The 24,127-nt window shown below is 70.7% G+C and carries 24 protein-coding genes and 2 pseudogenes; 7 read left to right on the top strand and 19 right to left on the bottom strand.

What is annotated here, in order from left to right; all coding sequences use genetic code 11:
• Window positions 1-95: 95 nt before the first annotated feature.
• Entirely contained in the window at window positions 96-749 is a 654-nt protein-coding gene (locus OOK40_RS08770; RefSeq protein WP_266477991.1) for a transglycosylase family protein, read from the bottom strand.
• Between the two features lie 523 nt (window positions 750-1,272).
• Here OOK40_RS08770 and OOK40_RS08765 point away from each other — a divergent pair.
• Both OOK40_RS08765 and OOK40_RS08760 read left to right on the top strand, forming a co-directional pair.
• A complete protein-coding gene (locus OOK40_RS08765; protein ID WP_266477989.1) occupies window positions 1,273-2,070 on the top strand; it encodes a hypothetical protein in 798 nt (265 codons plus the stop codon).
• Between the two features lie 130 nt (window positions 2,071-2,200).
• Window positions 2,201-2,527, top strand: a complete 327-nt coding sequence (locus tag OOK40_RS08760) for a hypothetical protein (protein ID WP_266477987.1) — start codon at window positions 2,201-2,203, stop codon at window positions 2,525-2,527.
• A gap of 97 nt (window positions 2,528-2,624) precedes the next feature.
• Here OOK40_RS08760 and der read toward each other — a convergent pair whose 3' ends face one another.
• From der to aroH, 5 genes are all read right to left on the bottom strand, one after another.
• On the bottom strand, window positions 2,625-4,091 hold the full coding sequence (gene der, locus OOK40_RS08755; RefSeq protein WP_266477985.1) for a ribosome biogenesis GTPase Der: 1,467 nt from the start codon (window positions 4,089-4,091) through the stop codon (window positions 2,625-2,627).
• Between the two features lie 70 nt (window positions 4,092-4,161).
• Complete coding sequence (locus OOK40_RS08750) at window positions 4,162-4,764, bottom strand: 1-acyl-sn-glycerol-3-phosphate acyltransferase (protein WP_266477983.1); 603 nt, start codon at window positions 4,762-4,764, stop codon at window positions 4,162-4,164.
• A 56-nt stretch (window positions 4,765-4,820) separates the two neighbouring features.
• The gene (cmk, locus tag OOK40_RS08745) at window positions 4,821-5,504 is read right to left on the bottom strand and encodes a (d)CMP kinase (RefSeq protein WP_266477980.1); all 684 of its coding nucleotides are present in this window, start codon (window positions 5,502-5,504) and stop codon (window positions 4,821-4,823) included.
• Window positions 5,505-5,713: 209 nt separating this feature from the next.
• Window positions 5,714-6,799 carry a prephenate dehydrogenase gene (locus tag OOK40_RS08740; protein ID WP_266477978.1) on the bottom strand — a complete coding sequence of 362 codons (1,086 nt, stop codon included), beginning with the start codon at window positions 6,797-6,799 and terminating at the stop codon, window positions 5,714-5,716.
• A complete protein-coding gene (aroH, locus tag OOK40_RS08735; RefSeq protein ID WP_142216291.1) occupies window positions 6,796-7,158 on the bottom strand; it encodes a chorismate mutase in 363 nt (120 codons plus the stop codon). Before aroH ends, OOK40_RS08740 begins: the two co-directional genes overlap by 4 nt.
• Before the next feature lie 133 nt (window positions 7,159-7,291).
• On the opposite strand from aroH, the gene OOK40_RS08730 reads away from it, so the two are divergent.
• From OOK40_RS08730 to OOK40_RS08710, 5 genes and pseudogenes are all read left to right on the top strand, one after another.
• Complete coding sequence (locus tag OOK40_RS08730; RefSeq protein ID WP_266477973.1) at window positions 7,292-7,624, top strand: DUF952 domain-containing protein; 333 nt, start codon at window positions 7,292-7,294, stop codon at window positions 7,622-7,624.
• 81 nt (window positions 7,625-7,705) lie between these two features.
• Complete coding sequence (locus OOK40_RS08725) at window positions 7,706-8,365, top strand: hypothetical protein (protein ID WP_266477971.1); 660 nt, start codon at window positions 7,706-7,708, stop codon at window positions 8,363-8,365.
• A 21-nt stretch (window positions 8,366-8,386) separates the two neighbouring features.
• Complete coding sequence (locus OOK40_RS08720) at window positions 8,387-8,992, top strand: DUF6529 family protein (protein WP_266477969.1); 606 nt, start codon at window positions 8,387-8,389, stop codon at window positions 8,990-8,992.
• A 6-nt stretch (window positions 8,993-8,998) separates the two neighbouring features.
• Window positions 8,999-9,478: a Rieske (2Fe-2S) protein gene (locus tag OOK40_RS08715; RefSeq protein WP_266477968.1), complete on the top strand. Its 480-nt coding sequence runs from the start codon at window positions 8,999-9,001 to the stop codon at window positions 9,476-9,478.
• Window positions 9,479-9,483: 5 nt separating this feature from the next.
• Window positions 9,484-10,103 (top strand): annotated as a pseudogene (locus OOK40_RS08710) (nucleotidyltransferase domain-containing protein); the annotation flags it as partial.
• Here OOK40_RS08710 and OOK40_RS08705 read toward each other — a convergent pair.
• The 13 genes and pseudogenes from OOK40_RS08705 to OOK40_RS08645 all read right to left on the bottom strand — a co-directional run bounded on the left by OOK40_RS08705 (window position 10,075) and on the right by OOK40_RS08645 (window position 24,087).
• Window positions 10,075-10,920 carry a nucleotidyltransferase domain-containing protein gene (locus tag OOK40_RS08705; protein WP_266477967.1) on the bottom strand — a complete coding sequence of 282 codons (846 nt, stop codon included), beginning with the start codon at window positions 10,918-10,920 and terminating at the stop codon, window positions 10,075-10,077. The pseudogene OOK40_RS08710 and the gene OOK40_RS08705 sit on opposite strands and share 29 nt — an antisense overlap.
• 3 nt (window positions 10,921-10,923) lie before the next feature.
• Window positions 10,924-11,955, bottom strand: coding sequence for an ADP-ribosylglycohydrolase family protein (locus OOK40_RS08700; RefSeq protein WP_266477966.1), 1,032 nt, complete (start codon window positions 11,953-11,955; stop codon window positions 10,924-10,926).
• Window positions 11,952-12,671, bottom strand: a complete 720-nt coding sequence (locus tag OOK40_RS08695; protein ID WP_266477964.1) for an NUDIX domain-containing protein — start codon at window positions 12,669-12,671, stop codon at window positions 11,952-11,954. Before OOK40_RS08695 ends, OOK40_RS08700 begins: the two co-directional genes overlap by 4 nt.
• A 76-nt stretch (window positions 12,672-12,747) precedes the next feature.
• Window positions 12,748-13,023, bottom strand: a pseudogene (locus OOK40_RS08690) (nicotinamide riboside transporter PnuC); the annotation flags it as partial.
• 124 nt (window positions 13,024-13,147) lie between these two features.
• Window positions 13,148-14,248 carry a pseudouridine synthase gene (locus OOK40_RS08685; protein ID WP_266477962.1) on the bottom strand — a complete coding sequence of 367 codons (1,101 nt, stop codon included), beginning with the start codon at window positions 14,246-14,248 and terminating at the stop codon, window positions 13,148-13,150.
• Window positions 14,248-14,850, bottom strand: a complete 603-nt coding sequence (gene scpB, locus OOK40_RS08680) for an SMC-Scp complex subunit ScpB (RefSeq protein WP_266477959.1) — start codon at window positions 14,848-14,850, stop codon at window positions 14,248-14,250. Before scpB ends, OOK40_RS08685 begins: the two co-directional genes overlap by 1 nt.
• On the bottom strand, window positions 14,847-16,073 hold the full coding sequence (locus tag OOK40_RS08675; RefSeq protein WP_266477952.1) for a ScpA family protein: 1,227 nt from the start codon (window positions 16,071-16,073) through the stop codon (window positions 14,847-14,849). Before OOK40_RS08675 ends, scpB begins: the two co-directional genes overlap by 4 nt.
• Before the next feature lie 48 nt (window positions 16,074-16,121).
• Complete coding sequence (locus OOK40_RS08670; RefSeq protein ID WP_266479035.1) at window positions 16,122-16,685, bottom strand: hypothetical protein; 564 nt, start codon at window positions 16,683-16,685, stop codon at window positions 16,122-16,124.
• Window positions 16,682-17,836, bottom strand: coding sequence for a ParA family protein (locus OOK40_RS08665; RefSeq protein ID WP_266477949.1), 1,155 nt, complete (start codon window positions 17,834-17,836; stop codon window positions 16,682-16,684). Before OOK40_RS08665 ends, OOK40_RS08670 begins: the two co-directional genes overlap by 4 nt.
• Window positions 17,837-18,215: 379 nt before the next feature.
• Window positions 18,216-19,331 (bottom strand): alanine dehydrogenase, encoded by a 1,116-nt coding sequence (gene ald / locus OOK40_RS08660; RefSeq protein WP_266479032.1) that lies wholly within the window; start codon window positions 19,329-19,331, stop codon window positions 18,216-18,218.
• A gap of 142 nt (window positions 19,332-19,473) precedes the next feature.
• Window positions 19,474-21,519 carry a tetratricopeptide repeat protein gene (locus OOK40_RS08655; RefSeq protein ID WP_266477947.1) on the bottom strand — a complete coding sequence of 682 codons (2,046 nt, stop codon included), beginning with the start codon at window positions 21,517-21,519 and terminating at the stop codon, window positions 19,474-19,476.
• A 175-nt stretch (window positions 21,520-21,694) separates the two neighbouring features.
• Complete coding sequence (locus OOK40_RS08650) at window positions 21,695-22,321, bottom strand: NUDIX hydrolase (RefSeq protein ID WP_266477945.1); 627 nt, start codon at window positions 22,319-22,321, stop codon at window positions 21,695-21,697.
• A gap of 116 nt (window positions 22,322-22,437) precedes the next feature.
• Window positions 22,438-24,087: a CTP synthase gene (locus OOK40_RS08645; RefSeq protein ID WP_266477942.1), complete on the bottom strand. Its 1,650-nt coding sequence runs from the start codon at window positions 24,085-24,087 to the stop codon at window positions 22,438-22,440.
• Window positions 24,088-24,127 lie beyond the last annotated feature (40 nt).

Genomic DNA, 24,127 nt, shown 5'->3' with positions numbered 1-24,127 from the left:
ACGCTAGGCAGCGCGGCCGGGCGAGAAGCGGTGCCGCGCCCGGGCTGCGGGCAGCCCCACCCGGTCGGACCCGGGCAGGGCTGCCGGAGCACACCTCAGAGCGCGAGCTTCTGCCCGGGCACGATGAGGTTCGGATCGCCGCCGATGACGGCCCTATTGGCGGCATACAGGGAGCGCCAGTCCGTGCCGTGCGCCGCCGCGATCCCGCTGAGGGTGTCGCCGCGCCGGACGGTGTAGTCGCCGCGGGAGCTGCCGCGGTCGGTGTGGCCCGATGCCCGCTCCGGCGCCTTTGCCGCAACGGACGACTTACCGGCCGAGGACCTGGGGGTGGAGGACTTCGGGGTCGAGGACGTGCGCGAGGCGGACTCGGGCGCGGCCGGCGCCTTTCCGTACGCCCCCGCCTGCGCGGCGCAGGTGGGCCACGCGCCCCACCCCTGCGCCCGCTGGACCTTCGCCGCCACCGCGATCTGCTGGCCCTTGCTCGCCCGGTCCGCGGTGGACGCGAACGCCCCACCGCCGTAGGCACGCCAGGTCCCGGCGGAGAACTGCAGCCCGCCGTAGTAGCCGTTGCCCGTGTTGATGTGCCAGTTTCCGCCGCTCTCGCACGCCGCGATGCGGTCCCATACTCCGGTGTCCGCCGCCCGGGCCTCGCCCGTGGTCGCGGCGAGCAGTACCAGCGGTGCCACCAGTGCGGCGCCGACCAGCGCCGCCGTGTCACGCCCGCGTAGGGAACGGGAACTCGTGAACATCAAATTCCTCTCGAAGGACCCGGGGTCCCTCCGGGCGGTGCGGTCCTCGGCGCATCCGGCGCCTGTGTCCGCTCCGCCCAGCCCGTCTGAGGTGGTGGTGCCTGGTGCTGTCGTGGCCGCACTGGCTGTGCGGCCGGGCGGGCTGTCCCGGGCGGTGCTCTCTGCACACGGCGGAGGAATCTAGGCAGCGCAGCACTCCGGTATCAACCAATCCCCTGTCATTCCAGGCCAGTTGCCCGTTACCTGAAGTAGCGGCGAAATCAGGCCACCCACTTGATTCGCTGATTTCATGATTTGTCGACCTGCGGGCGAGCCGATGTGTGAGCCGCTTCACGGCCCCAACTTCCGTGCACACAGCAGCCGTTGACGGTGAGTAGTCGATTCCGCCCGCTGTCTCACTGCTTGCGTCGGATGGTTCGATTCCATTCCTCTCCGTGCGTGACTCCGGCCACAGATCGCCCGTTGAGCTCTTTATGAGCCGGGACCCGCCCGGCGCACATCGATCAAGTCCGAGGAGTCACCCGTGCCGCGCATGCTCGACGTCAGCCAGGACGTCCGCGCCGAGATCGGCGACGAAGAAGCCGACCGGTTGCTCGTCGGCGAGAACGCCCCGGGCAGCTACGACTGCACCTCCTGCCGCACCCCCGGCGACTCCGAGCAGGAACGCACGAGCACCGTCCTGTTCGTCGGCGAGGAGACCGCCGTTCTCGCCTTCGCCCACGCCACCTGCATCCCCTCACAGGTCGTCCAGGTCGCCGAGGACCAGCTGCAGGGTGCCGTCAGGTCCATCACCGGCGAGGAGCCACCGCACCCCGGCGCCTCCCGGCAGGCCGGCGGTCCGGAGCAGGCCGTGCTCGGGATCACCAGCGGTCTCGTACTGATCGACGGCGAACTGCACCCCGCCCTGGTCGTCGAACCGACCGCGCCGATCGCCCGGCCCGGCACGACCGGCAACGGCGGTGACGACTTCCTCCCGCTGCTCATCGAGCAGGGCTTCGTGCCGATCTCCGAGGTCAGCCACCGGCCCACCACCCAGTTGCACGGCTGGTCCGTCCTGGTCGCCATGGGCCAGCTGCACGCCGTGCTCCAGCCCGGCACCGGCGGCGGCAGCCCGGTCGCCTGGTGGCAGGCCCATCAGCCCCTCCAGGTGACCGACGGCTGGCGTGCGGCCGCCAACAAGTCGCACACGGTGCTGGTGTTCGCCGCCCCGGTCGGCTCGATCGGCCAGCAGCCGCGCGAGGATCTGCTGCGCGACGCGCTGGAGAGGGCCGCGGCGCGCGGCCGTCTGGTGGCGGCGACGATGCCGCTCGCGGGCACCTGACCGACGTTTGACGAGAGCATGAAGACCCGGGGGGTGCGGAAACGCACCCCCGGCGCACGTTGCGCCTCCCCCGGAAGAATGCAGCTCCACGCAGCCCGCATCCGTCCGACGGCCGGGTCGTTGCAGGTACGTGCACTCCTCATACGACGCCTCCCGCCAGCCGTATCAGAGTCAGATCCCCGCCATGCGCCCCTCGTACGACGCGACGTCCGGCCACTCGCCGACGCCGATCTACGACGCGCTGTACTCCGAGTACCGCAGGGCCTTCAAGGCCCTGCCGGGCGACCGGAGCGGGGAGGAGGATCTCGACTTCAAGGCCTTCGGCGCCGGACTGCACAGCAGCCACCCTGTGCACCAGACCCACGTCGGCAGCTGGCAGCCGTACCAGGGAAGCCGTGCGCACCACGGGACGCATGTGCCGGCCGCCCTGCCGCCGGGCCCCCGCCGGGGGACGTGACGTACAAGCCGTACACGAAGGCGCTGCCCCGGACCGTTCACCCGGTCCGGGGCAGCGCCTTCGTTCATGTCACTGCTCGTACGTCACTTCCCGTACGTCACTTCTTGCGGCCGCGCTTCTCGCGCACCCGCACCGAGATGTGGATCGGGGTCCCCTCGAAGCCGAACTCCTCGCGCAGCCGTCGTTCGACGAAGCGCCGGTAGCCGTGCTCCAGGAAGCCGGAAGCGAAGAGCACGAACCTCGGCGGCTTGGTGCCCGCCTGGGTGCCGAAGAGAATGCGGGGCTGCTTGCCGCCACGGATCGGGTGCGGGTGGGAGGCGACGATCTCGCCGAGGAAGGCATTCAGCCTGCCCGTCGGGATACGCGTCTCCCAGCCGTCGATCGCGGTCTCGATCGCCGGGACCAGCTTCTCCATGTGGCGGCCGGTGATGGCCGAGACATTGACCCGGGGCGCCCAGGCGATCTGTGCGAGTTCGGTCTCGATCTCGCGCTCGAGGTAGTAGCGGCGCTCCTCGTCGAGGGTGTCCCACTTGTTGTACGCGATGACCAGGGCGCGGCCCGCCTCGACGGCCATCGTGATGATCCGCTGGTCCTGGACGCTGATGGACTCGCTGGCGTCGATCAGCACGACCGCGACCTCCGCCTTCTCGACGGCGGCCGCGGTGCGCAGCGAGGCGTAGTAGTCCGCGCCCTCCTGGAGGTGGACCCGGCGGCGGATACCGGCCGTGTCGATGAACTTCCAGGTGATGCCGCCGAGTTCGATGAGCTCGTCGACCGGGTCGCGGGTGGTGCCGGCGATTTCGTTGACGACGACGCGGTCCTCGTTGGCGACCTTGTTCAGGAGGGAGGACTTGCCGACGTTCGGGCGGCCGATCAGGGCGATACGGCGCGGGCCGCCGACAGCGTTGCCGAAGGTCTGGGCCGGGGCCTCGGGCAGCGCCTCCAGGACGGCGTCGAGCATGTCGCCCGTACCGCGGCCGTGCAGCGAGGAAACGGGGTGCGGCTGGCCGAGGCCCAGCGACCACAGGGCTGTGGCGTCCGCCTCGCCGCTGGGTCCGTCGACCTTGTTGGCGCAGAGCACGACGGGCTTTCCGGCCCGGCGCAGCAGCTTGACGACGGCCTCGTCGGTGTCGGTCGCGCCGACCGTGGAGTCGACGACGAAGACGACCGCGTCGGCCGCCTCGATGGCGTACTCGGCCTGGGCGGCGACGGAGGCGTCGATGCCCAGCACGTCCTGCTCCCAGCCGCCGGTGTCGACGAGCTTGAAGCGGCGGCCCGCCCACTCGGCCTCGTAGGTGACACGGTCGCGGGTGACGCCGGGCTTGTCCTCGACGACGGCCTCACGGCGGCCGATGATGCGGTTCACCAGGGTCGACTTGCCGACATTGGGGCGGCCGACGACGGCGAGGACGGGCAGCGGGCCGTGACCGGCCTCGCCGATCGCGTTCTCGACGTCCTCGACGTCGAAGCCCTCTTCCGCGGCGAGCTCCATGAACTCCGCGTACTCGGCGTCGCCAAGCGCTCCGTGCTCGTGCTCGTCGCCGGAGTGGATCTGGTCGTTCATGAAGTGCTTACCTCGTTACGTTGCATCATCGATGGACCGCTTGTCGTGCGATCCACTACTCAAGTCTTACCTAGCGCCCGGTGAGACGCTTGGCGTTTTCCAGGTGGGCGGTCAGCTGCTCCTGGATGCGTACGGTCGCCTCGTCCATCGCCTTGCGCGTACGGCGGCCGCTGCCGTCGCCCGCCGCGAAGGCGTCGCCGAAGACGACGTCGACCCGGCTGCGCAGCGGAGGCAGTGCCCGTATCAACCGTCCGCGGCGCTCAGTGCTTCCCAGCACCGCGACCGGAACGATCGGGGCGCCGGAGCGCACGGCGAAGTAGGCGAGCCCCGCGCGCAGCGAGGCGAAGTCTCCCTCGCCCCGGGTGCCCTCGGGAAATATCCCGAGGACGCCGCCACCCGCCAGCACGCCGAGCGCGTTGGTGATGGCGGTCCGGTCGGCGGTCGTACGGTCCACCTTCAGCTGACCGATTCCCAGCAGGAACGGGTCCAGGGGGCCGACGAACGCCTCCTTCTTGATCAGGAAGTGCACGGGCCGGGGCGCGGTGCCCATCAGCATCGGCCCGTCGATCATGTGCGAGTGGTTCACGGCCAGGATCACCGGGCCGCTCGCCGGGACCCGCCAGGCGCCGAGCACGCGCGGCCGCCACAGCCCGTACATGAGCCCGACGCCCATGCCACGCCCGACTGCCGCGCCCCTCTGGGACGGTACGCCCTTCCCGGACGATTCGGTCACTGTGCGGCCCGCTTCTCCTCGACAAGCGTGACGACACACTCGATGACCTGCTGAAGGGTGAGGTCGGTGGTGTCCACCTCGACCGCGTCGTCCGCCTTGGCGAGCGGGGAGGTCTTACGGCTGGAGTCGGCCGCGTCCCGCTTGATCAGGGCCTCCCTGGTGGCCGCGACGTCGGAGCCCTTGAGCTCCCCGCTGCGGCGGGCGGCGCGGGCCTCGGGCGAGGCGGTCAGGAAGATCTTCAGGTCCGCGTCGGGCAGGACGGTGGTGCCGATGTCGCGCCCCTCGACGACGATGCCCTTCTCGGCGGCCGCGGCGATGGAACGCTGCAGCTCGGTGATCCTGGCGCGCACCTCGGGCACGGCGCTGACCGCGCTCACCTTGGAGGTCACGTCCTGGGTACGGATCGGCCCCGAGGCGTCGTCGCCGTCGACCGTGATGGTGGGCACGGCCGGGTCGGTGCCGGAGACGATGACGGGCTTGCCGGCGGCGGTCGCGATCGCCGTGGGGTCCTGGGTGTCGACGCCGTTGCTGATCATCCACCAGGTGATCGCCCGGTACTGGGCGCCGGTGTCCAGGTAGCTGAGCCCCAGGGCGGCGGCGACAGCCTTGGAGGTGCTCGACTTGCCCGTGCCGGAGGGGCCGTCAATGGCGACGATCACGGATTCCACGGTGTCGGACACCTTCCTGGTACGCGGAGAGGGCAGGCGGAATTGCCGGTGGGCCCTGAACAAGGTTACCGAGTACTTGGGGCCCGCCTTTACACACGTACGGCGGCACCGCTTCACCCGGACGCCGGGCTCGCACCACTCGGCTCCATGGGCCTGCCCGGGTGCGGACGGGTGGGGCCGCTGCGCGGGCAGCCCGTCCGCCGGAAACCCAGCCCCTCCGGCTACTGCCGGATCGACCAGCCCCGTTCCCGCAGTGCCGTCTTCAGGACCGTCGCCGCCGCCGGTTCCACCATCAGTTGCACCAGGCCGGCCTGCTGGCCCGTCGCGTGTTCGATGCGGACGTCCTCGATGTTCACGCCCGCGCGGCCTGCGTCCGCGAAGATCCGGGCCAGTTCGCCGGGCTGGTCGCTGATCAGGACCGCCACGATCTCGTACGACGCCGGGGCCTGGCCGTGCTTGCCCGGGACCCGGACGCGGCCCGCGTTGCCGCGGCGCAGGACGTCCTCGATGCCCTCGGCGCCGCCCTGGCGCTTGGACTCGTCCGAGGACTGCAAGGCCCGCAGCGCCTGGACCGTCTCGTCCAGGTCGGCCGCGACACCGGCGAGTACGTCGGCCACCGGGCCCGGGTTCGCGGAGAGGATCTCGACCCACATGCGGGGGTCGGACGCCGCGATCCGGGTGACGTCGCGGATGCCCTGGCCACACAGCCGTACCGCGGTGTCGTCCGCATCCTCCAGCCGCGCCGCGACCATCGAGGAGATCAGCTGCGGGGTGTGCGAGACGAGGGCGACGGCCCGGTCGTGGGCGTCGGCGTCCATGACCACGGGGACCGCGCGGCACAGCGCGACCAGTTCGAGGGCGAGGTTGAGGACCTCGGTGTCCGTGTCGCGGGTGGGCGTGAGCACCCACGGGCGGCCCTCGAAGAGGTCCGCGGTCGCGGCGAGCGGACCGGATCGTTCCTTGCCCGACATCGGATGCGTGCCGATGTAGGCGCTGAGGTCGAGGCCCAGGGCCTCCAGCTCGCGGCGCGGGCCGCCCTTGACGCTCGCCACGTCGAGGTAGCCGCGCGCGACCCCGGCGCGCATCGCTTCGGCGAGCGCGGTGGCGACATGCGCCGGCGGTACGGCGACGATCGCGAGGTCGACCCGCCCCTCCGGCGGCTCGTCGGTCCCCGCGCCGAGCGCGGCCGCGGTACGGGCCCGCTCCGGGTCGTGGTCCACGAGGTGGACGGCGACCCCGCGGCCCGCGAGGGCCTGGGCCGCCGAGGTGCCGATCAGGCCGGTTCCGATGACGACGGCGGTTCTCACTGGGCGATGTCCTTGCGCAGGGCGGCCGCGGCACCGAGGTAGACGTGCGCGATCTCCGATTTGGGCAGGTCGGACTCGACATGCGCGAGTATCCGTACGACACGGGGCATGGCCCCGACGATGTCCAGCTCCTGCGCGCAGATCAGCGGTACGTCGACGATGCCGAGCTTGCGCGCGGCGGCCGCCGGGAAGTCGCTGTGCAGATCGGGCGTGGCCGTGAACCAGACGCTGATCAGGTCGTCCGCGACGAGTCCGTTCCGCTCGAGCACGGCGGTGAGCAGATCGCTGACCTGCTCGTCCATGTGTCCGGCGTCGTCCCGTTCCAGCTGGACGGCTCCACGGACCGCTCGTACCGCCACGTCGTGCTCCTTACTGTGCGAGTGCTTCATTCAGCGTAGTCAGGCGCGACGGAACAGGGCCGCCTCGACCGCCCTCCGAGACGAAGCACCGGGGCGACCCTGCGCGGCCCGGCCGTGCGCTACAACTGGCTGCATGCTCTTTCACGTCGTGCCCGTGGACGAATGGACGGCGGACATGGACCGTCCGTACGCCCCGGCCTCCCTCGCAACCGAAGGCTTCGTGCACTGCTCGCCGGACGGGCCCGCCGCCCTTGCCATCGCCGACGGCCCCTACCGCGACGTGCCGGACCTGCTCGTCCTCCAGATCGACGAGGCCGGGCTGAGCGCCGAGGTCCGCTGGGAGGGTTCCGAGGACATGCTCTTCCCGCATGTGTACGGGCCGATCGAACGGGCGGCCGTCACCGCCGTGTTCACCGTGTGCCGGGACGCGGACGGGCACGCACGGGAGCTCACTCCCTGGGCGTGAGGAGCGTAACGCTGGACGCGCCGCCGCGGGTGCAGTTGCATGGGAGTCTGCGCACGCCCCACCACTTCGGGGAGGCCGTCCGTGAAGCCCTCAGGACCACTGTTCACCTTGCTGGCCGGGCTGTTGCTGGGCATTTTCATGCTGTCGCTCAATGCCACGACCGGGCCGCGCGCCACATCCTCGTCCAATGACGTCACGGCGACGCCGACCCCGACCCCGGCCGCCCCCTCGGCGAGTACGGCACCGCCCACGTCCCCCTCCCCCACGGCGGCCCTGCCCGCCGATTCCGACTACGCGGGCCGTACCGCCGACGACAGCGCGTCCGTCGCCGTATCCGTACGCGACGGAAAGGCGATCGGATACTTCTGCGACGGCCGCAGCCGGGAGTCCTGGCTGAAGGGTGACGTCAAGGACGACGGCAGCATGGCGCTGAGCGGCACGGACGGCGCCCGGCTCGACGGCGTCCTGCGGGCCGGGAGGATCGACGGCACGGTGAAAGTCGGCGACCGGACCCGGCAGTTCACCGCCGCGCCGGCCGTCAAGCCGTCCGGCCTGTACCGCGCCACCGCCGAGGTGCGCGGCGCGAAGATCGTCGGCGGCTGGATCGTCCTCCAGAACGGCCGCCAGGTCGGCATCCTCAACCGCGACGGCAAGCCCGCCGCCGCACCCCGGATCGACCCCGCGTCCGGCGCCGTCACGGTGGACGGCACCCGGCTCACCGCCCGCCCCGTCGTCCCCTGAGCCCGACAACTGAGGTGCGTCATGAGCTTCGGTCCCCCCGTCGATCCCAACGCCCGCACCACCTCGTTCCCCGCGGGCCCGAGCGGCCACGCCCGCTCCGGCGCCACCCGCTTCATCGTCCCGGCGCTCGCGGCCGCCGCGGTCGCGGTCGGGCTCGGGGCGTACGGAAAAGTGCACGACCCGGCGGGCACGGCGTTCAACCTCGCCGGCTTCAGCAGCACCGGAGCCGTGAAGTCCTGGCTCGGCACGGCGGCCTTCGCCTTCGCCCTCGTACAGATCGTCTCGGCGCTCGCGATGTACGGACGGCTGCCGGGCGTCCGGACGGCCCCCTGGACGCCCGCACTGCACCGCTGGTCGGGGCGGATCGCGTTCCTGCTGGCCGTGCCCGTCGCCGTCCACTGCCTGTACGCGTTGGGCTATCAGACGTACAGCACGCGCGCGATGTGGCACTCGCTGCTCGGTTGCTTCTTCTTCGGCGCTTTCACCGCCAAGATGCTCCTGCTGCGAGCGGAACGGCTGCCCGGCTGGCTGCTGCCGATCGTCGGCGGAGCGGTCTTCACGGCCCTCACGGTGATCTGGCTGACCTCGGCGCTGTGGTTCTTCCGCACGGTCGGGGTCACGACATAGGGGGACATGGCCATGGACGCGCGACGACGGACGGTACTGGCAGCGGGGGCGGCAGGCGCGGCCGCGCTGGTGGCGGGCTGCAGTGAGTACGGGGACGACGGCGGTGCCCCTGCGTCCGAAAAGCCGACGCCGACCGCGCCGGGCACAGACACGGGCACGGGCACGAGCGCTCCGTCCGAGAGCTCGGCCGCACCGGCGGGCGAGGAACTCGCCAAGACCTCCGAGATCCCGGTGGGCGGCGGCAAGGTCTTCGCCGGGCAGAAGGTCGTGGTGACCCAGCCGACGGCGGGCGACTTCAAAGCCTTCTCCGCGATCTGCACGCACGCGGGCTGCACGGTCAACAAGGTCGCCGACGGCACCATCGACTGCCCCTGCCACGGCAGCAAATACGCCATCGCGGACGCCGCGGTCGCCGGCGGCCCGGCGCCCAGACCACTGCCGCCGAAGCAGATCACCGTCGCCGGGGACACCATCCGGCTGACCTGAAGGTCCTCGCCCCCACGCCGCTCTTCTGGCGTTTCGACAAGCCGTGGGGGCACCTCCCGGACGGAGTCTGGGGGAGCATCTTGAGGGCCCGGCCGACGAGCAGTTCGGCTGGGAGCTGGAGCGGTTCTGCGAATTGGCTCTGCGCGCCAACCCCAATGTGCTGGAGTACCTGCACTCCCCGCTCGTCGAGCACATAGACGACACCGGGCGCGAACTGCTCGCCCTGCGCGGGGCGTTCCATTCGCGCCGGGCCCACCAGACCTTCCTGCGCTACGCGATCGGCCAGCGGAGGAAGCTGGAGGCGGATGCCCGGCAACACGGCGCGCCGCGCGGGAAGCACGCGATGCATCTGCTGCGGCTGCTGGGCTCCTGCCGCGATCTTCTGCGAACGGGCGAGCTGGTGATCGACGTGGGCGACGAGCGGGACGGCCTGCTCGCGGTCAAGCGGGGCGAGGTGCCGTGGCCGCGGGTCGAGTCCTGGCTGACGCGCCTCGCTGACGAGGCCGCGGCGGCGGCCCCGACGTCCCCACTCCCACCGGAACCGGACCGGGCGAGGGTGGAGGACTTCATCATCCGCGTGCGTCGGGCTTCAGCGCTCAGCGCGGATCGTCCTCGCGCATCCTGAGCAACTCCTCGGTAGCCGAGCCCTCGCGTCGCACAACCTGCAGCATCTCCATCAGAACGTCAGGGTCGTACCGCAGTCGCGTGCTCACCACGAATCGGTCCAGGGCGACGAACGCCGAGGCCTCGCCGGGCAGCTCCGTGCAGGCCTGGCTGTCGTCCAGGGTTGCGTGCAGCTCATCGGCGTCGCCGCGCACGCGCTCCAGGTCGAGACCGGCGGCGCAGCCGTGCTCGGCCTCAGCCTTGGCAGCGATCAGCTCAGGCAAGTACCCGGGTGCCCGCACCTCGTTGAGCAGCGTTGGCAGATGCGCCTGCACCTCGCCGCTGCGCATCAGGTGGATACCGGTGAGCAGCGCACGGAAGGTGTACAGCAGCGGCTTGAGCTCGCCCGTCTTCTCGAAGAGCCGCCACTGCGTGTTCGCGAACCCCCGGTAGTGGTGCGCGTGGTGGCTGGTGAGCACACCAGGGGCGAGCGACACCAGTTCGGCGTGCGCGTCCGATGTGTGCACCACCAGTGGCGACAGCAGTTGCTCCAGCACATAGCCGTTGCGCCGCAGCATCAACTGTACGAACTTCCGCAGGTCATGGGTGACGAGATCCATCTCGACACCGTCCCGGTCCCACATCCGGGACCGGGTCTCCTCGGGCTCGCGCAGCCCTACCAGGTCCGCGATCGGCAGCAGATGGACGCCCCGTAGGTCCACGTCCGAATCCCGGGACGGGAATCCGTACAGGTGCGCCCCTGAGACGGCGGCGAAGAGCACTCGTCCGGGCTGTGCGACGACAACGGAGTCGAGCTCCATGTCCAGCGGATCAATCATGGATCAAGCATCCCAGAGCGCCCCGAGCGACATCAGATCGCTCCGGTACTCGATCCGCTCCGACCACTCCTTGGGCCACGCCCCCGCCCCCAGATGCGCCCCCGCGAACGCCCCCGCCAGGCACGCGATCGAGTCCGAGTCGCCTCTCGTGCACGCCGCCCGGCGCAGCGCCATCACCGGCTGTTCCGGAAAGAGCAGGAAGCACAGCAGGGCCGTGGCCAGTGCCTCCTCCGCGATCCAGCCGTCTCCCGTGGCCAGGCACGGATCCGTCTCCGGATTCGCCGTGCGCACCGCGGTCGCGAGCCGTTCCAGGACCTGCAGGCACTCGTCCCAGCCGCGGGCGATGAACGCCTCGGGCGTGGGGTCGTGGGAGTAGGTCCACAGATTGCCGAGCCACTGGTGGTAGTAGCGGCCGCGCATCTCGTACGCGTACGAGCGCAGCTGGCCCACGAGCCCCATCGGCTCCGCCCCCTGCGCCAGGAGGAACACCGCGCGTGCCGTCAGGTCGCTCGCCGCCAGCGCCGTGGGGTGGCCGTGGGTGAGCGCGGACTGCAACTGCGCCGCTCCCGCCCGCTGTTCCCCGCTCAGGCCGGGTACGAGTCCCACCGGCGCGACCCGCATGTTCGCGCCGCAGCCCTTGGATCCGATCTGGCTGGCCTCCTGCCAGGGCCGGTCGCTGTCGAGCTTCTGGCAGGCGACCATGCAGGTGCGGCCCGGCGCCCGGTTGTTCTCCGGGGAGTGGTACCAGTCGACGAACTCCTCGCGCACCGGCGGGATCAGCCGCGGCGCCACGAGCAGCCCGCGGTCCATCGCCGTGCGGATGCCGCGCGCCAGGGCGAGCGTCATCTGGGTGTCGTCCGAGACGATCGCGGGCCTGACGAGTTCCATCTCCCGCCACGACCCGCACTTGGCGAGGATCTGCGGCACATCGTTGAACTCGGTCGGGAAGCCCAGCGCGTCCCCGAGCGCGAGCCCGATCAGCGTCCCGGTGGCCGCTTGTTTGGTGATGGTCCTCGTGGTCCTGATGGCGGTCATGCCTGCCGTCCTTCCGGTCGCAGGAGTGGTGGGTGCAGTGCCGATGCGGCACCCGCCCGGTACAGCGCGGCCGGTTTTCCGCGGCCGCCGGTGCGGCGCGGCGGGCCCTCGACCTGCTCGACGAAGCCGGGCGTGGTGAGGACTTTCCGCCGGAAGTTGGGGCGGTCGAGTTCGACGCCCCAGACCGTCTCGTACACCTGCTGCAGCTCGCCGAGAGTGAACTCGCGCGGGCAGAAGCTGGTGGCGAGGCAGGTGTATTCGAGCTTGGCGCCGATGCGTTCGTGCGCATCGGCGAGGATGCGGTCGTGGTCGAAGGCGAGGCGGTCGGCGGCCGGCAGGTCCACCCACTGGGCGTGGGCCGCGTCTCCGCCGCCGCGCGGCTCGGGCAGGTCCGGTACGAGCGCGGTGTACGCGACGGACACGACCCGCATCCGGGGATCGCGGTCGGGGTCGCTGTAGGTCCGCAGCTGTTCCAGATGAAGGTCGGCGACTGTCTCGTGCGACAGGCTGGTCTCCTCCGCGAGTTCACGGCGGGCTGCCTGCCCCGCCGACTCCCTGGGGCGTACGAAGCCGCCAGGGAGGGCCCAGGCGCCCTTGTACGGGTCCTCTCCGCGCTGGACGAGCAGGACATGCAGCCGTCCCTCGCGGACCGTGAAGACGGCGAGGTCGACGGTGACCGCGAAGGGCGGGAAGGCGCCCGGGTCGTAGCCCTCCATCAGCTGCTCCTCCCGAGGACCAGCCCATGCCGGTAGCGCTTCATGCCCGTACCACCGCCAGGCCCCGCTGCCCGGTTGTCGGACCGAGGGTCCCCACCACCCCCGCCGCGAGCAGCCAGGTCCACTCGGTGCGGCTGGTGCGCCGTACCGGGAGGCCGTCGGGACCTGGTCCACCCCCGTGGGTCCAGGTCCACCGGCCGTACACGGCGAGGGTGATGACATGTCGGCGGGCGACGAGCCGGACGCAGAGCGCGCCGCTGCCGAGGCCGAGGACCTTGGTCCAGCTCACCGGGGTGTCGAGCGCGGTGAACAGCGGCTGCCGCAGGGGTTCGACGATGCCCGCGAGACTCACGCCCGCCTCCTTTATGGTCATGTTGACTATAAAGGCCAACCGGCCCGTCCCACAAGACGCGAGAAGCCCGCGGCCTGAGATGACCGCGGGCTTCGTGCGAGAACTGGTGCGAGAACTGCTGGGACTACAGGCCGACTTCCTTCATCAGCATGCCGACCTCGGTGTTGGTCAGGCGGCGCAGCCAGCCGGACTTCTGGTCACCCAGGCCGATGGGCCCGAAGGCCGTCCGCACGAGCCGGTCGACCGGGAAACCGGCCTCGGAGAGCATGCGGCGGACGATGTGCTTGCGGCCCTCGTGGAGCGTGACCTCGACCAGGTAGTTCTTGCCGGTGTTCTCGACGACCCGGAAGTGGTCCGCGCGGGCGTAGCCGTCCTCGAGCTGGATGCCGTCCTTGAGCCGCTTGCCCAGCTCGCGCGGGAGCGGACCCTGGATCGCGGCGAGGTAGGTCTTCTTCACGCCGTACTTGGGGTGGGTCAGCCGGTGGGCCAGCTCGCCGTGGTTGGTGAGCAGGATGATGCCCTCGGTCTCGGTGTCGAGCCGGCCGACGTGAAAGAGACGCGTCTCACGGTTGGTGACGTAGTCACCGAGGCACTGGCGGCCGTCCGGGTCCTCCATCGTCGACACGACACCGGCGGGCTTGTTCAGCGCGAAGAAGAGGTGCGACTGGGTGGCGACGGTCAGCCCGTCGACCTTGATCTCGTCCTTGTCGGGGTCCACGCGCATGCCCTGCTCGACGACGATCTTGCCGTTGACCTCGACGCGTGCCTGGTCGATCAGCTCCTCGCAGGCGCGGCGCGAGCCCATTCCGGCGCGGGCGAGAATCTTCTGCAGCCGCTCGCCCTCCTGCTCGGCGCCCGGGAAGGTCTTCGGGGTCTTGACCTGCGGCTTGTCGGCGTACCTGTCCCGGTTGCGCTGCTCGATCTTGGCGTCGAGCTCACGGGGGCGGGACGGGGCGCTGCCGCGCCGGGTGCCCTGGGGCTTCTGCGCGGGCTTCGGGCCGCCCTTGGCGCCGCCGCGCGCGGCCGCGCCACGGCCCTTGCGGGGGCCGGCTTCCTCGGCGGAACCACCCACGTCGTAGCGGCGCTCCTCGGGCCGGGGGCGGCGGGGGCGCTGCCCCTGCTTGTCGTCGCGCCCCTTGGCTCCGGCGCCCCGGGAGTCCCGGTTCCCGCCTGCGCCCCGGGAGTCCCGGTTGCCGCTTCCGCTGTTCCTGCCGCTGCTTCGCATCAAAATTCCGTCTTGTCGTCTGCGTCGGTGTCCGGTGCGTCCGGATCGAACGACGGCACACCCTCTTGTGTCTCGGCCTCGATCGCTTCCGCCTCGGGGAGGAAGGGCGCGAGCTCCGGGAGCTCGTCCAGGCCTCGCAGGCCCATCCGCTCCAGAAAGTAGTTCGTCGTCCTGTACAGGATCGCACCTGTTTCAGGTTCCGCGCCCGCCTCCTCGACCAGACCGCGCTGAAGGAGGGTGCGCATGACGCCGTCGCAGTTGACTCCGCGTACGGCCGAGACGCGAGAACGGCTGACCGGCTGACGGTACGAGACGACCGCGAGGGTCTCGAGAGCAGCCTGCGTGAGCCGGGCCTGCTGCCCGTCGAGGACGAAGCGCTCGACGGCGTCGGCGTGCTCGGCGCGGGAGTAGAACCGCCAGCCGCCCGCGACGAGCCGCAGCTCGAATCCGCGGCCCTGGACGGTGTACTCGTCCGCGAGTTCGCGCAGAGCGTCGGCGACGGCCCGGCGCGGCTGCTCCAGCACCTTGGCGAGGTGCTCCTCGGTGGCCGGCTCGTCGACGACCATGAGGACCGCTTCGAGCGCGGGCTTGAGATCACTCACGCGTTCTCGTCCTCCTCCTGGTTCTCGCGAACCTCTTGATCGAATTCGTCGGTCACGGTGGGCTGATCGGCGCCCTCGCCACCGGTCCAGCGCACCATGAGCTCCCCGAGGGCGTCCTCCTGCTCCAGGACGACGGCCTTCTCGCGGTAGAGCTCCAGCAGGGCGAGGAAGCGGGCTACGACGGTGAGGGTGTCGGGAGCGTCGGCGGCGAGCTCCCGGAAGCTCACCTGCCCGGCCTCCCGCAGCCGCGCGACGACAATCTCGGCCTGCTCGCGCACGGACACGAGGGGAGCGTGGATGTGGTCGACGTACACCTGCGGCTTGGGCCGGGGCTGCATGGCTTTGACGGCGAGTTTGGCGAAGCCCTCGGCGCCGATGCTGATGACCACCTCGGGCAGCAGCTCGGCGTGATGGGGTTCGAGCCCGACGGTACGCGGATACCGCCTGCTCTCGTCCTCCAGCCGCCCGCTGAAGATCTCGGCGATCTGCTTGTACGCGCGGTACTGCAGCAGCCGGGCGAAGAGCAGGTCACGCGCTTCGAGCAGCGCGAGATCGGCCTCGTCCTCCACCTCGGCGGTGGGGAGCAGCCGGGCGGCCTTGAGGTCGAGCAGGGTGGCGGCGACGACGAGGAACTCGGTGGTCTGGTCGAGATCCCAGTCGTTGCCCATGGCGCGGATGTGCACCATGAACTCGTCGGTGACCTTGGAGAGGGCGACCTCGGTCACGTCCATCTTGTGCTTGGAGATGAGCTGCAGCAGCAGATCGAAGGGCCCCTCGAAGTTCGCGAGCCGCACCTTGAACCGCCCGTCGTCGACGACGGGGGCATGGGAGACGCCGGCCTGGGCGGGCTCCGGCTCACCGGCGGGCCGGGCCTGCGCGGCCGCGTCGCCGCCGGACCCGGGAGCTTCCTCCGCAGCCACGGGCCCGGCCTCAGCGCTCAGCTGCGCACGGGGCTCGGCCGGGGCCTCATCGACCGCCTCCGGCGCGTCGGACGGACCGCCATCCGCGGGCTCGCCCGCGTCCAGATCAGCCTCAGCGGGGCCGGCGTCGGCGTGAAGCGGGCGGCGGGGGGCCGGGGGCTCGCCCCCCGTTTCGGGAAGGGTCGGGGTGGGGGAAACCACCACCACCTCCCCAGGCGCACGCCCCCCGCCCCGGTCCGCGCCAGGGCCGCGGCCCAGCGAGCGGCGGGGCGGCGGCGGGGCGGAGTCGTCGGTCGTGGGCATCGTGGTCCAGGGGCAAAAGGAGCAGGCGGGGCAGCGCGCAGGCTACCCTCAGCGCCCGCGCAGGCGTCGTACGAGAATGCTCGCGTCGCCGCGCTGCTCAAGATCCGCCAGCACCACGGCAACCGCCTCGCGGACGATACGCCCCCGGTCGACGGCCAGCCCGTGCTCGCCGCGCAGCACCAGCCGCGCGTGTTCGAGGTCCATCAGTTCCTCGGCCGAGACATAGACCGTGATCTTCTCGTCGTGCCGTTCGCGCCCGCTGGGGCGGCGGTTCGCGCCACGACCGCCGCCGCGGCGCCGCGCCTGCCCGGCCGGAGCGGCGCCGGCGGACGCCTCCTGCGGCCGCCGCGGCGCCCCGCCGGAAGGCTCGGCCTCAGCCGTCCGGCTGCGCCCCTCCGCTCCGGAGTCAGCCTCGGCCGCGGAGTGCTCCTCCGAGGAAGCGGACGCGGACGCCGAGGAGGACGGCTCGGCCGCACCATCCCCGACCGGATCGCTCTCCCCCGCCGGCGCCGGCACCCTCGGCTCGCCGTTGGCCTGCCTGCGCGGGGACGAGGACTGGAGCGCCATGCCCCCGGTCGTACGGAACAGCTCGTCGGCCCCCGGCAGACTCACTCGGCGTGACACCGGGCGAGCACCTCCCTGGCGAGCTGACGGTACGCGGCGGCGCCCACGGAGTTCGATGCGTACGTGGTGATGGGCTCACCGGCGACCGTCGTCTCGGGGAAGCGCACCGTCCGGCCGATCACCGTGTGGTAGACGTGATCGTCGAAGGCCTCGACGACCCGCGCCAGGACCTCACGGCTGTGCACCGTACGGGAGTCGTACATCGTGGCGAGGATGCCGTCGAGCTCCAGGTCGGGGTTGAGCCGCTCCTGGACCTTCTCGATCGTCTCCGTCAGCAGAGCCACACCACGCAGCGCGAAGAACTCGCACTCGAGCGGCACGATCACCTTGTGCGCCGCGGTCAGCGCGTTCACCGTGAGCAGGCCGAGCGAGGGCTGACAGTCGATCACGATGTAGTCGTAGTCGGACATCAGCGGCTTGAGCGCGCGCTGCAGCGTCGACTCGCGCGCGACCTCGCTCACCAACTGCACTTCCGCGGCCGAGAGATCGATATTGCTCGGCAGCAGGTCCATGTTGGGGACCGCGGTCTTCAGCAGTACCTCGTCCGCCGACATGCCCCGCTCCATGAGCAGGTTGTAGACGGTGAGGTCCAGCTCCATCGGATTGACGCCGAGGCCGACCGACAGGGCTCCCTGCGGGTCGAAGTCGACGAGCAGCACTCGCCGTCCGTACTCCGCGAGCGCGGCGCCCAGGTTGATCGTCGACGTCGTCTTGCCGACGCCGCCCTTCTGGTTGCACATCGCGATGATCTTCGCGGGACCGTGGGAGGTCAGCGGGCCCGGGATCGGGAAGTACGGCAGCGGCCGCCCGGTGGGGCCGATCCGCTCGCGGCGCTGACGCGCGGCGTCAGGGGCGAGGGTGGCCGCGTACTCGGGATCGGGCTCGTACTCGGCATCGGGGTCGTAGAAGTGCCCCTCGGGGACTTCCTCGTAGGCGGCGAAGTGGGTGGACTCTCGGCCACTCTCGTTGCCGGCCATGGCGTTCACGTGTTGGCCGTCCATCATCTTCATCGTGTGGGCTGTCGTCATGTGCGTCGGGTGCGTCGTGTGCTGATGCGTCTCGAAGGATCGGACAGCGACGGAGCCGACAGCCTCGGGCCCGGGCTGCTCTGTTGACGGGACCCGGCCCCTCGCAGGCATCCCTGGTTGACCACCCCCGGGAGTAAATGTCGACTCATTCACAAGTCGTCTTACCTCCTTGGACGTGACCAGGACTTTATCGATAGGTCAGCGTGGCACCATGCCGACGGTTTGCGACTCTATGGCGTGTCACCGGTCCGCAGCAACACAATCCACCGGACCCGGCCCGATGTGTCGGCAACCGAACACCCTTCTGTCAAGGGTGCTCAGGACTCACGGCGTGACCTGGGCGTCAGGTTTCGAGGGTGCGCGAAACGGTTAAAGGGTTACGTTCGAGGCGAGTTGAACGAGCGTCGCAAAGTGGTCGTATACACGTCCGGCCGGACCTTGCTCGGCAAGGTCCGGCCGTTGGCATGAGGTTGACGGCGCGAGTTGACTGTCAGCCGAGAAGTGCGCTCAGTTCGACGCTCTGCAGGCCGTGGGCCTCGGCGACCGGGCCGTAAACGACCTGGCCGTCATGGGTGTTGAGGCCCTTGGCGAGCGCCGGGTCGCGGCGCAGCGCCTCGACCCAGCCGCGGTTGGCGAGCTCCACGATGTAGGGAAGCGTCGCGTTGGTGAGCGCGTACGTCGAGGTGTTCGGCACCGCGCCCGGCATGTTGGCGACGCAGTAGAAGACCGAGTTGTGGACCATGAAGGTCGGCTCGGCATGGGTGGTCGGACGCGAGTCCTCGAAGCAGCCACCCTGATCGATTGCAATGTCGACAAGTACACTTCCGGGCTTCATCTTGGCGACGAGCTCGTTGGTGACCAGCTTCGGCGCCTTGGCACCCGGGATGAGAACCGCGCCGATGACGAGGTCGGCCTCCACGACGGCCTTCTCGAGCTCGTAGGCGTTGGAGACGATCGTCTTCACCTTGGTGCCGAAGACCTTGTCGGCCTCACGCAGCTTGTTGATGTCACGGTCGAGCAGGGTCACGTGGAAGCCCATGCCGACGGCGATCTGCGTGGCGTTCCACCCGGAGACACCGCCGCCGATCACGACGGCCTCGCCGGCCGACGTGCCCGGGACGCCGCCCGGCAGCACACCGCGGCCGCCGACCGAACGCATCAGGTGGTACGCGCCGACCTGCGGGGCCAGCCGGCCCGCCACCTCGGACATCGGGGCGAGCAGCGGCAGCGCGCGGTTCGCGGTCTCGACCGTCTCGTACGCGATGGCGGTGGTGCCGGACGCCAGCAGGGCGTCCGTGCACTCACGGGAGGCGGCGAGGTGCAGGTAGGTGAAGAGCGTCTGGTCCTTGCGGAGGCGGTGGTACTCCTCGGCGATGGGCTCCTTGACCTTCAGCAGCAGGTCGGCGGTCGCCCAGACCTCGTCGGCGGTGGGCAGGATCTGCGCCCCCGCGGCGACGAACTCGCCATCCGTGATCGAGGAGCCGACACCGGCGTCCTGCTCGATGAAGACCTGGTGGCCGTGGCGCACCAGCTCGTGCACACCAGCGGGGGTGATGGCCACCCGGAACTCGTTGTTCTTGACCTCGCGGGGGATGCCGACCTTCACGTCGATCACGGTCCTTGGCTCAGGGGATACGGGAGCAATGCCATACATACCCGGATACGCAGGGCGCACCGGAGGACACCACGAGAACATGTGGCGGAGCCAGTCTAATGAAGGATTTCTAGCTGTCTAGCCTTACAAAGCATCAATCTTTGGCTGAAGTGCTGCGGATTTCGTAGGCGGAACCTTCCTCTCCGAGCAGTCTTCCCGCGGTCGCACGGTGCAGCCGGGCCGCCGCCGGGTCGCCCAGCCGGTCGAGGGTGTCGGCCAGCCTGAGCTGCAGCGCTGCCTGCAGCCGGGCGTCCCCGGCCTGCCGCGCCCACTCCACCGCCTCGCGGCAGGTGTTCAGGGATTCCTCCGGCCTGCCGGCGTATTCCTGTACGCGGGCCACCTCGCTCAACGCCCGCGCCTGGGACGGGAGATCGCCGAGCCTGCGGTATCCGGCCGCGGCGGCCCGCCAGCTGCGCAGGGCCTCGCCGTACCGGCCCGCATAGGTGTGCGCGGTGCCGAGCCTCCCGTAGAGCCTTGCCTCGTCCGCTCGTTCGCCGCGTGTCTGGCGCTGGGCAAGCGCCCTTCCGTACCAGTCGGCGGCCCGCTGCCAGTCCCCGAGGTCCTGGTGGGCGGCGCCTACGGATTCCATCGCGCGGCCGGTCGCGTACGGGTCATGTGCCGCCCGTCCGGCGTCCAGAGCAGCCCGGTAGCGGACCAGCGCGTCCTTGGCACGGCCGGTCTGCGCATCCAGATCGGCGAGATTGAGCAGGGCCGCGGCCTCTTCCCGGTGCAGCCCGCGGCGCTGGGCGACCGAGAGCACCAGCTGGTGCAGACCGTAGAGCTCGGGCGCCGCCGCCTCGGTGCCGCGGTGTGCGGCCAGTGCCCGGACCAGGGCGGCGACCAGCCGTCGCGCCAGGGTGTCCAGATCGCCGTCCTCGACCGCCATGCGCGCCGCGGCCAGCAGCGCGGGCTGTCGCAGCTGCAGCCACTGCGCAGCCGCGGCCGCATTGGCGAAGCGCAGCGCGCGCGGCATCCCGGCCAGCTTCTTGACGGCCGGGGAACCATCCGGCTCGGTGACGGCACGGCAGGCCTGCAGCTGTCGTACGGTCCGCTCCAGCATCCGGGCCCTGGCCAGCTGCACCTCGGCCGGCCGGTCGTGCGCCTCCATCAGCACGCGCAGCAGCGGCGCCAGGGCGCCCGGCACCTCGTACTGAACGTCCCCCGCCGCCGACGAGGGCCCCGCGACGGTGTGCAGAAAACCGTGGGCCGCCAGTTCGTGCAGCGTCGCGCCGGCGGACTGGACCGAGCAGCCGACCAGTGCGGACGCGGTGTGGGCGTCGGCCGTCCCGCCCGGCGCGAGGGCAAGCAGTCGCAGCATCCCGGCGGCCGACGGCGGCAGGGATTCGTAGACGAGCCGGAAGGCACGGGCGAGCGGGCGGGCACTCGTGGGCTGCTCCCCCGCGTCCGGCAGGCCGCGCAGCCGCTTGGCCACATCGGCGACCGACGCCCGCGGCCGGGCGGCCAGCCAGCCGCCGATCAGGACCAGTGCGGCGGGCAGTCCGCCGCACTCCTCGGCGATGGACTCGGCGGCCTGCGGATCCACGGTGATCCGCACCGAGCCGGTGAAGGTGCCGAGCAGTTCGATCGCGGACTTGGCGTCCATGCCGCCGAGCGCGCACGGCCGTACGTCGGGAATGCCGGTGAGCGGGCCCTGGGCCACGGCGACGACCAGGCAGTCGGAGTTGTCGGGCAGCAGCGGGTCGACCTGTTCGGCGTCCCCAGCGTCGTCGAGCAGCAGCAACGTGCGGCGTACGGCGAGCGCCTCGCGGACCATCTCGGTCAGCTCGTCCTCGTCCGCGCCGGGCGGCGATGCGATGGAGAGGGAGTCGAGCAGTGCGCGGGCCGCCTGTTCCATCGGGACCCGTCGTCCGCCCGGCTCGGTCAGCCGGGTGCGCAGTACCCCGTCGGGGTAGTCGTCGGCGAGCCTGCGCGCCAGTTCATCGGCGAGTGCGGTCCGGCCCGATCCCGGCCGCCCGGCGATCAGGAGCACCCGGGCGCGCGGAGCCTTGCGGCCGGAGATGGTGTCCAGGCCGGCCCGTTCGATGTCGGCCCGCAGGGCCTTCAACTCCCGCTGGCGGCCGAAGAATTGGTTTCCCGACGCACCGGCCTGGCCGCCCAGGTCCACCGCCTGATCCGTCACGGGCCACGCTCCCGTCCAGTCCGCGCACGAGCCGAGCCCGCAGGGACTCCGCACGGGCGTTCCGAGCGTAGTTCACGCTCTGCTACGAACCGTGCGGAGCATGGCGGACGCGTCGCCCGATCGGATCAGCAGATCGTCGGACCGGAGCGGGTTCCGGATCGGGTACGGAGCCGGTTCAGGCTTCGAAGGGGCGGGCCGGCCAGGGAGCCTCGGCCGGGCGCAGCGAGTCGAAGCCCTCGCCGTTCAGTACGGCGGTCAGCGAGAGGACGCCCACGATCAGGCAGTTGTTGTGCAGATCGCCCGCGAGTGCACCGTGCACGAGCTCCTGGAGCGGTACCCGCGCGAGCTCCATGTCGGCTTCCTCCTCGGAGACCTCGAAGCGCTCCCCCTCCGCCTCCGACAGATCGCGGGCGAGGAAGATCCGTACGGCTTCGTCGCAGCCGCCCGGCGTGGGGTAGACGTCGGCCAGCACCCGCCAGTCCTCGGCCTTGACGTGCGCCTCCTCGTACAGCTCGCGCTGCGCGGCGTGCAGCGGATTCTCCCCGGGCACGTCCAGGAGACCGGCCGGGATCTCCCAGAGCTTGTGGCGCACGGGGTGGCGGTACTGGCGCAGGACGAGAACACGGCCCGCGTCGTCGAGGGCGAGCACCGCCACCGAACCGGGGTGGACCTGGTAGTCGCGCCGGGCCACCGTGCCGTCGGGCATGACCACGTCGTCGGTGCGGACACTGGTCTTGTTGCCCCGGAAAGGCGTCGCGGTCGCGACGACCTGCCACTGCTCGGGCGTGTCCTTGATGGTCATGAAAAACGTCCTCCCGCCACATACATGCAGAACCGGGGCACGCGCCCGCGGGGCCTTGTACGGGGATACCCCCGGACCCCGAGGCCCGGGCCCCGGTCAACCGTAACGCCTGTGCGCTACTTGGCCGTCTTGCGCTCCACCGCCGCCTTCACCAGACCGGCGAAGAGCGGGTGCGGACGCGTCGGGCGCGAGCGCAGCTCCGGGTGCGCCTGGGTGGCGACCAGGTAGGGGTGCACCTCGCGCGGGTACTCGACGTACTCGACGAGCCTGTTGTCGGGGGACGTGCCCGAGAAGAGGATGCCCGCCTTCTTCTCCAGCTCCGCGCGGTAGGCGTTGTTCACCTCGTAGCGGTGGCGGTGGCGCTCCTCCACATAGGGCTGGTCACCGTAGACCTCACGGACGATCGAGCCCTCGGCGAGCTTCGCCGGGTAGAGGCCGAGGCGCATCGTTCCGCCGAGGTCGCCGGCGCCCTCCACATAGGCCAGCTGCTCCTCCATGGTGGAGATCACCGGGTGGGCGGTGGCGGCGTCGAACTCGGTGGAGTTGGCCTCGGGGATCTCGGCCAGGTTGCGCGCGGCCTCGATCACGATGCACTGCAGGCCCAGGCACAGGCCGAGCAGCGGGATCTTGTTCTCGCGGGCGTAGGTGATCGCGCCGACCTTGCCGTTCACACCGCGGTCGCCGAAGCCGCCGGGGATGAGGACCGCGTCGACGTCACCGAGCTGCTTGGCGGCGCCGGCCGCGGTCTTGCAGTCGTCGGAGGTGACCCACTTGACCGTGACACGGGCCTTGTTGGCGAAGCCGCCGGCGCGCAGCGCCTCGATCACCGAGAGATAGGCGTCGGGCAGATCGATGTACTTGCCGACCAGCGCGACCGTGACCTCGTGGTCGGGGTTGTGCACCCGGTCCAGCAGGTCGTCCCACGTGGTCCAGTCGACATCGCGGAACGGCAGGTCGAGTTTGCGTACGACATAGGCGTCCAGGCCCTCGGTGTGGAGCACCTTGGGGATGTCGTAGATCGACTTGGCGTCGATGGCCGCGACCACGGCCGCCTCGTCCACGTCGCACATCAGCGAGATCTTGCGCTTGATCGCGATCGGCACATCGCGGTCCGCTCGCAGCACGATCGCGTCTGGCTGAATACCGATGTTCCGAAGGGCGGCCACGGAGTGCTGGGTCGGCTTGGTCTTGAGTTCGCCGGAGGGGCCGATGTAGGGCAGCAGCGAGATGTGCACGACGAAGACGTTGTCCCGGCCGACCTCGTGGCGGACCTGGCGGACGGTCTCCAGGAACGGCAGTGACTCGATGTCGCCCACAGTGCCGCCGACCTCGGTGATGACGACATCGACGTCGTCGGTCGCCATGCGCCGGATGCGGTGCTTGATCTCGTTGGTGATGTGCGGGATGACCTGGACGGTGTCGCCCAGGTACTCACCGCGCCGCTCCTTGGCGATGACCGTTGAGTAGACCTGCCCCGTGGTGACGTTGGCCGAGCCGTCGAGATCGACGTCGAGGAAGCGCTCGTAGTGGCCGATGTCCAGGTCGGTCTCGGCGCCGTCGTTGGTGACGAACACCTCACCGTGCTGGAAGGGGTTCATCGTGCCCGGGTCGACGTTCAGATACGGGTCGAGCTTCTGCATGGTGACCCGCAGGCCCCGCGCCTTGAGCAGCGCGCCCAGGCTCGAGGCCGTGAGGCCCTTGCCGAGGGAGGAGGCGACACCCCCGGTGACGAAGATGTGCTTGGTCGTCATGGATTTGGGCGGCATCGCCAAGAGGGGGCTCCCGTGGTCGCGAGGTGAGGTGCGT

This window comes from Streptomyces sp. NBC_01481 (assembly GCF_026339995.1).
Taxonomy (GTDB): domain Bacteria; phylum Actinomycetota; class Actinomycetes; order Streptomycetales; family Streptomycetaceae; genus Streptomyces.
Note: the sequence above shows the minus strand (reverse complement) of the source record. Positions and strands in the feature narration are given on the sequence as shown.

What these genes read in the sequence shown, in the direction of transcription:
- OOK40_RS08730 (WP_266477973.1), top strand. Translation starts at nt 7,292, where the DNA reads ATGCTCTTTCACGTCGTGCCCGTGGACGAATGGACGGCGGACATGGAC.
- OOK40_RS08705 (WP_266477967.1), bottom strand. Translation starts at nt 10,920, where the DNA reads ATGATTGATCCGCTGGACATGGAGCTCGACTCCGTTGTCGTCGCACAG.
- OOK40_RS08715 (WP_266477968.1), top strand. Translation starts at nt 8,999, where the DNA reads ATGGCCATGGACGCGCGACGACGGACGGTACTGGCAGCGGGGGCGGCA.
- OOK40_RS08685 (WP_266477962.1), bottom strand. Translation starts at nt 14,248, where the DNA reads ATGCGAAGCAGCGGCAGGAACAGCGGAAGCGGCAACCGGGACTCCCGG.
- OOK40_RS08700 (WP_266477966.1), bottom strand. Translation starts at nt 11,955, where the DNA reads ATGACCGCCATCAGGACCACGAGGACCATCACCAAACAAGCGGCCACC.
- OOK40_RS08675 (WP_266477952.1), bottom strand. Translation starts at nt 16,073, where the DNA reads ATGCCCACGACCGACGACTCCGCCCCGCCGCCGCCCCGCCGCTCGCTG.
- OOK40_RS08720 (WP_266477969.1), top strand. Translation starts at nt 8,387, where the DNA reads ATGAGCTTCGGTCCCCCCGTCGATCCCAACGCCCGCACCACCTCGTTC.
- OOK40_RS08665 (WP_266477949.1), bottom strand. Translation starts at nt 17,836, where the DNA reads ATGCCTGCGAGGGGCCGGGTCCCGTCAACAGAGCAGCCCGGGCCCGAG.
- OOK40_RS08750 (WP_266477983.1), bottom strand. Translation starts at nt 4,764, where the DNA reads ATGGGCGTCGGGCTCATGTACGGGCTGTGGCGGCCGCGCGTGCTCGGC.
- OOK40_RS08645 (WP_266477942.1), bottom strand. Translation starts at nt 24,087, where the DNA reads ATGCCGCCCAAATCCATGACGACCAAGCACATCTTCGTCACCGGGGGT.
- OOK40_RS08650 (WP_266477945.1), bottom strand. Translation starts at nt 22,321, where the DNA reads ATGACCATCAAGGACACGCCCGAGCAGTGGCAGGTCGTCGCGACCGCG.
- OOK40_RS08695 (WP_266477964.1), bottom strand. Translation starts at nt 12,671, where the DNA reads ATGGAGGGCTACGACCCGGGCGCCTTCCCGCCCTTCGCGGTCACCGTC.
- der (WP_266477985.1), bottom strand. Translation starts at nt 4,091, where the DNA reads ATGAACGACCAGATCCACTCCGGCGACGAGCACGAGCACGGAGCGCTT.
- OOK40_RS08770 (WP_266477991.1), bottom strand. Translation starts at nt 749, where the DNA reads ATGTTCACGAGTTCCCGTTCCCTACGCGGGCGTGACACGGCGGCGCTG.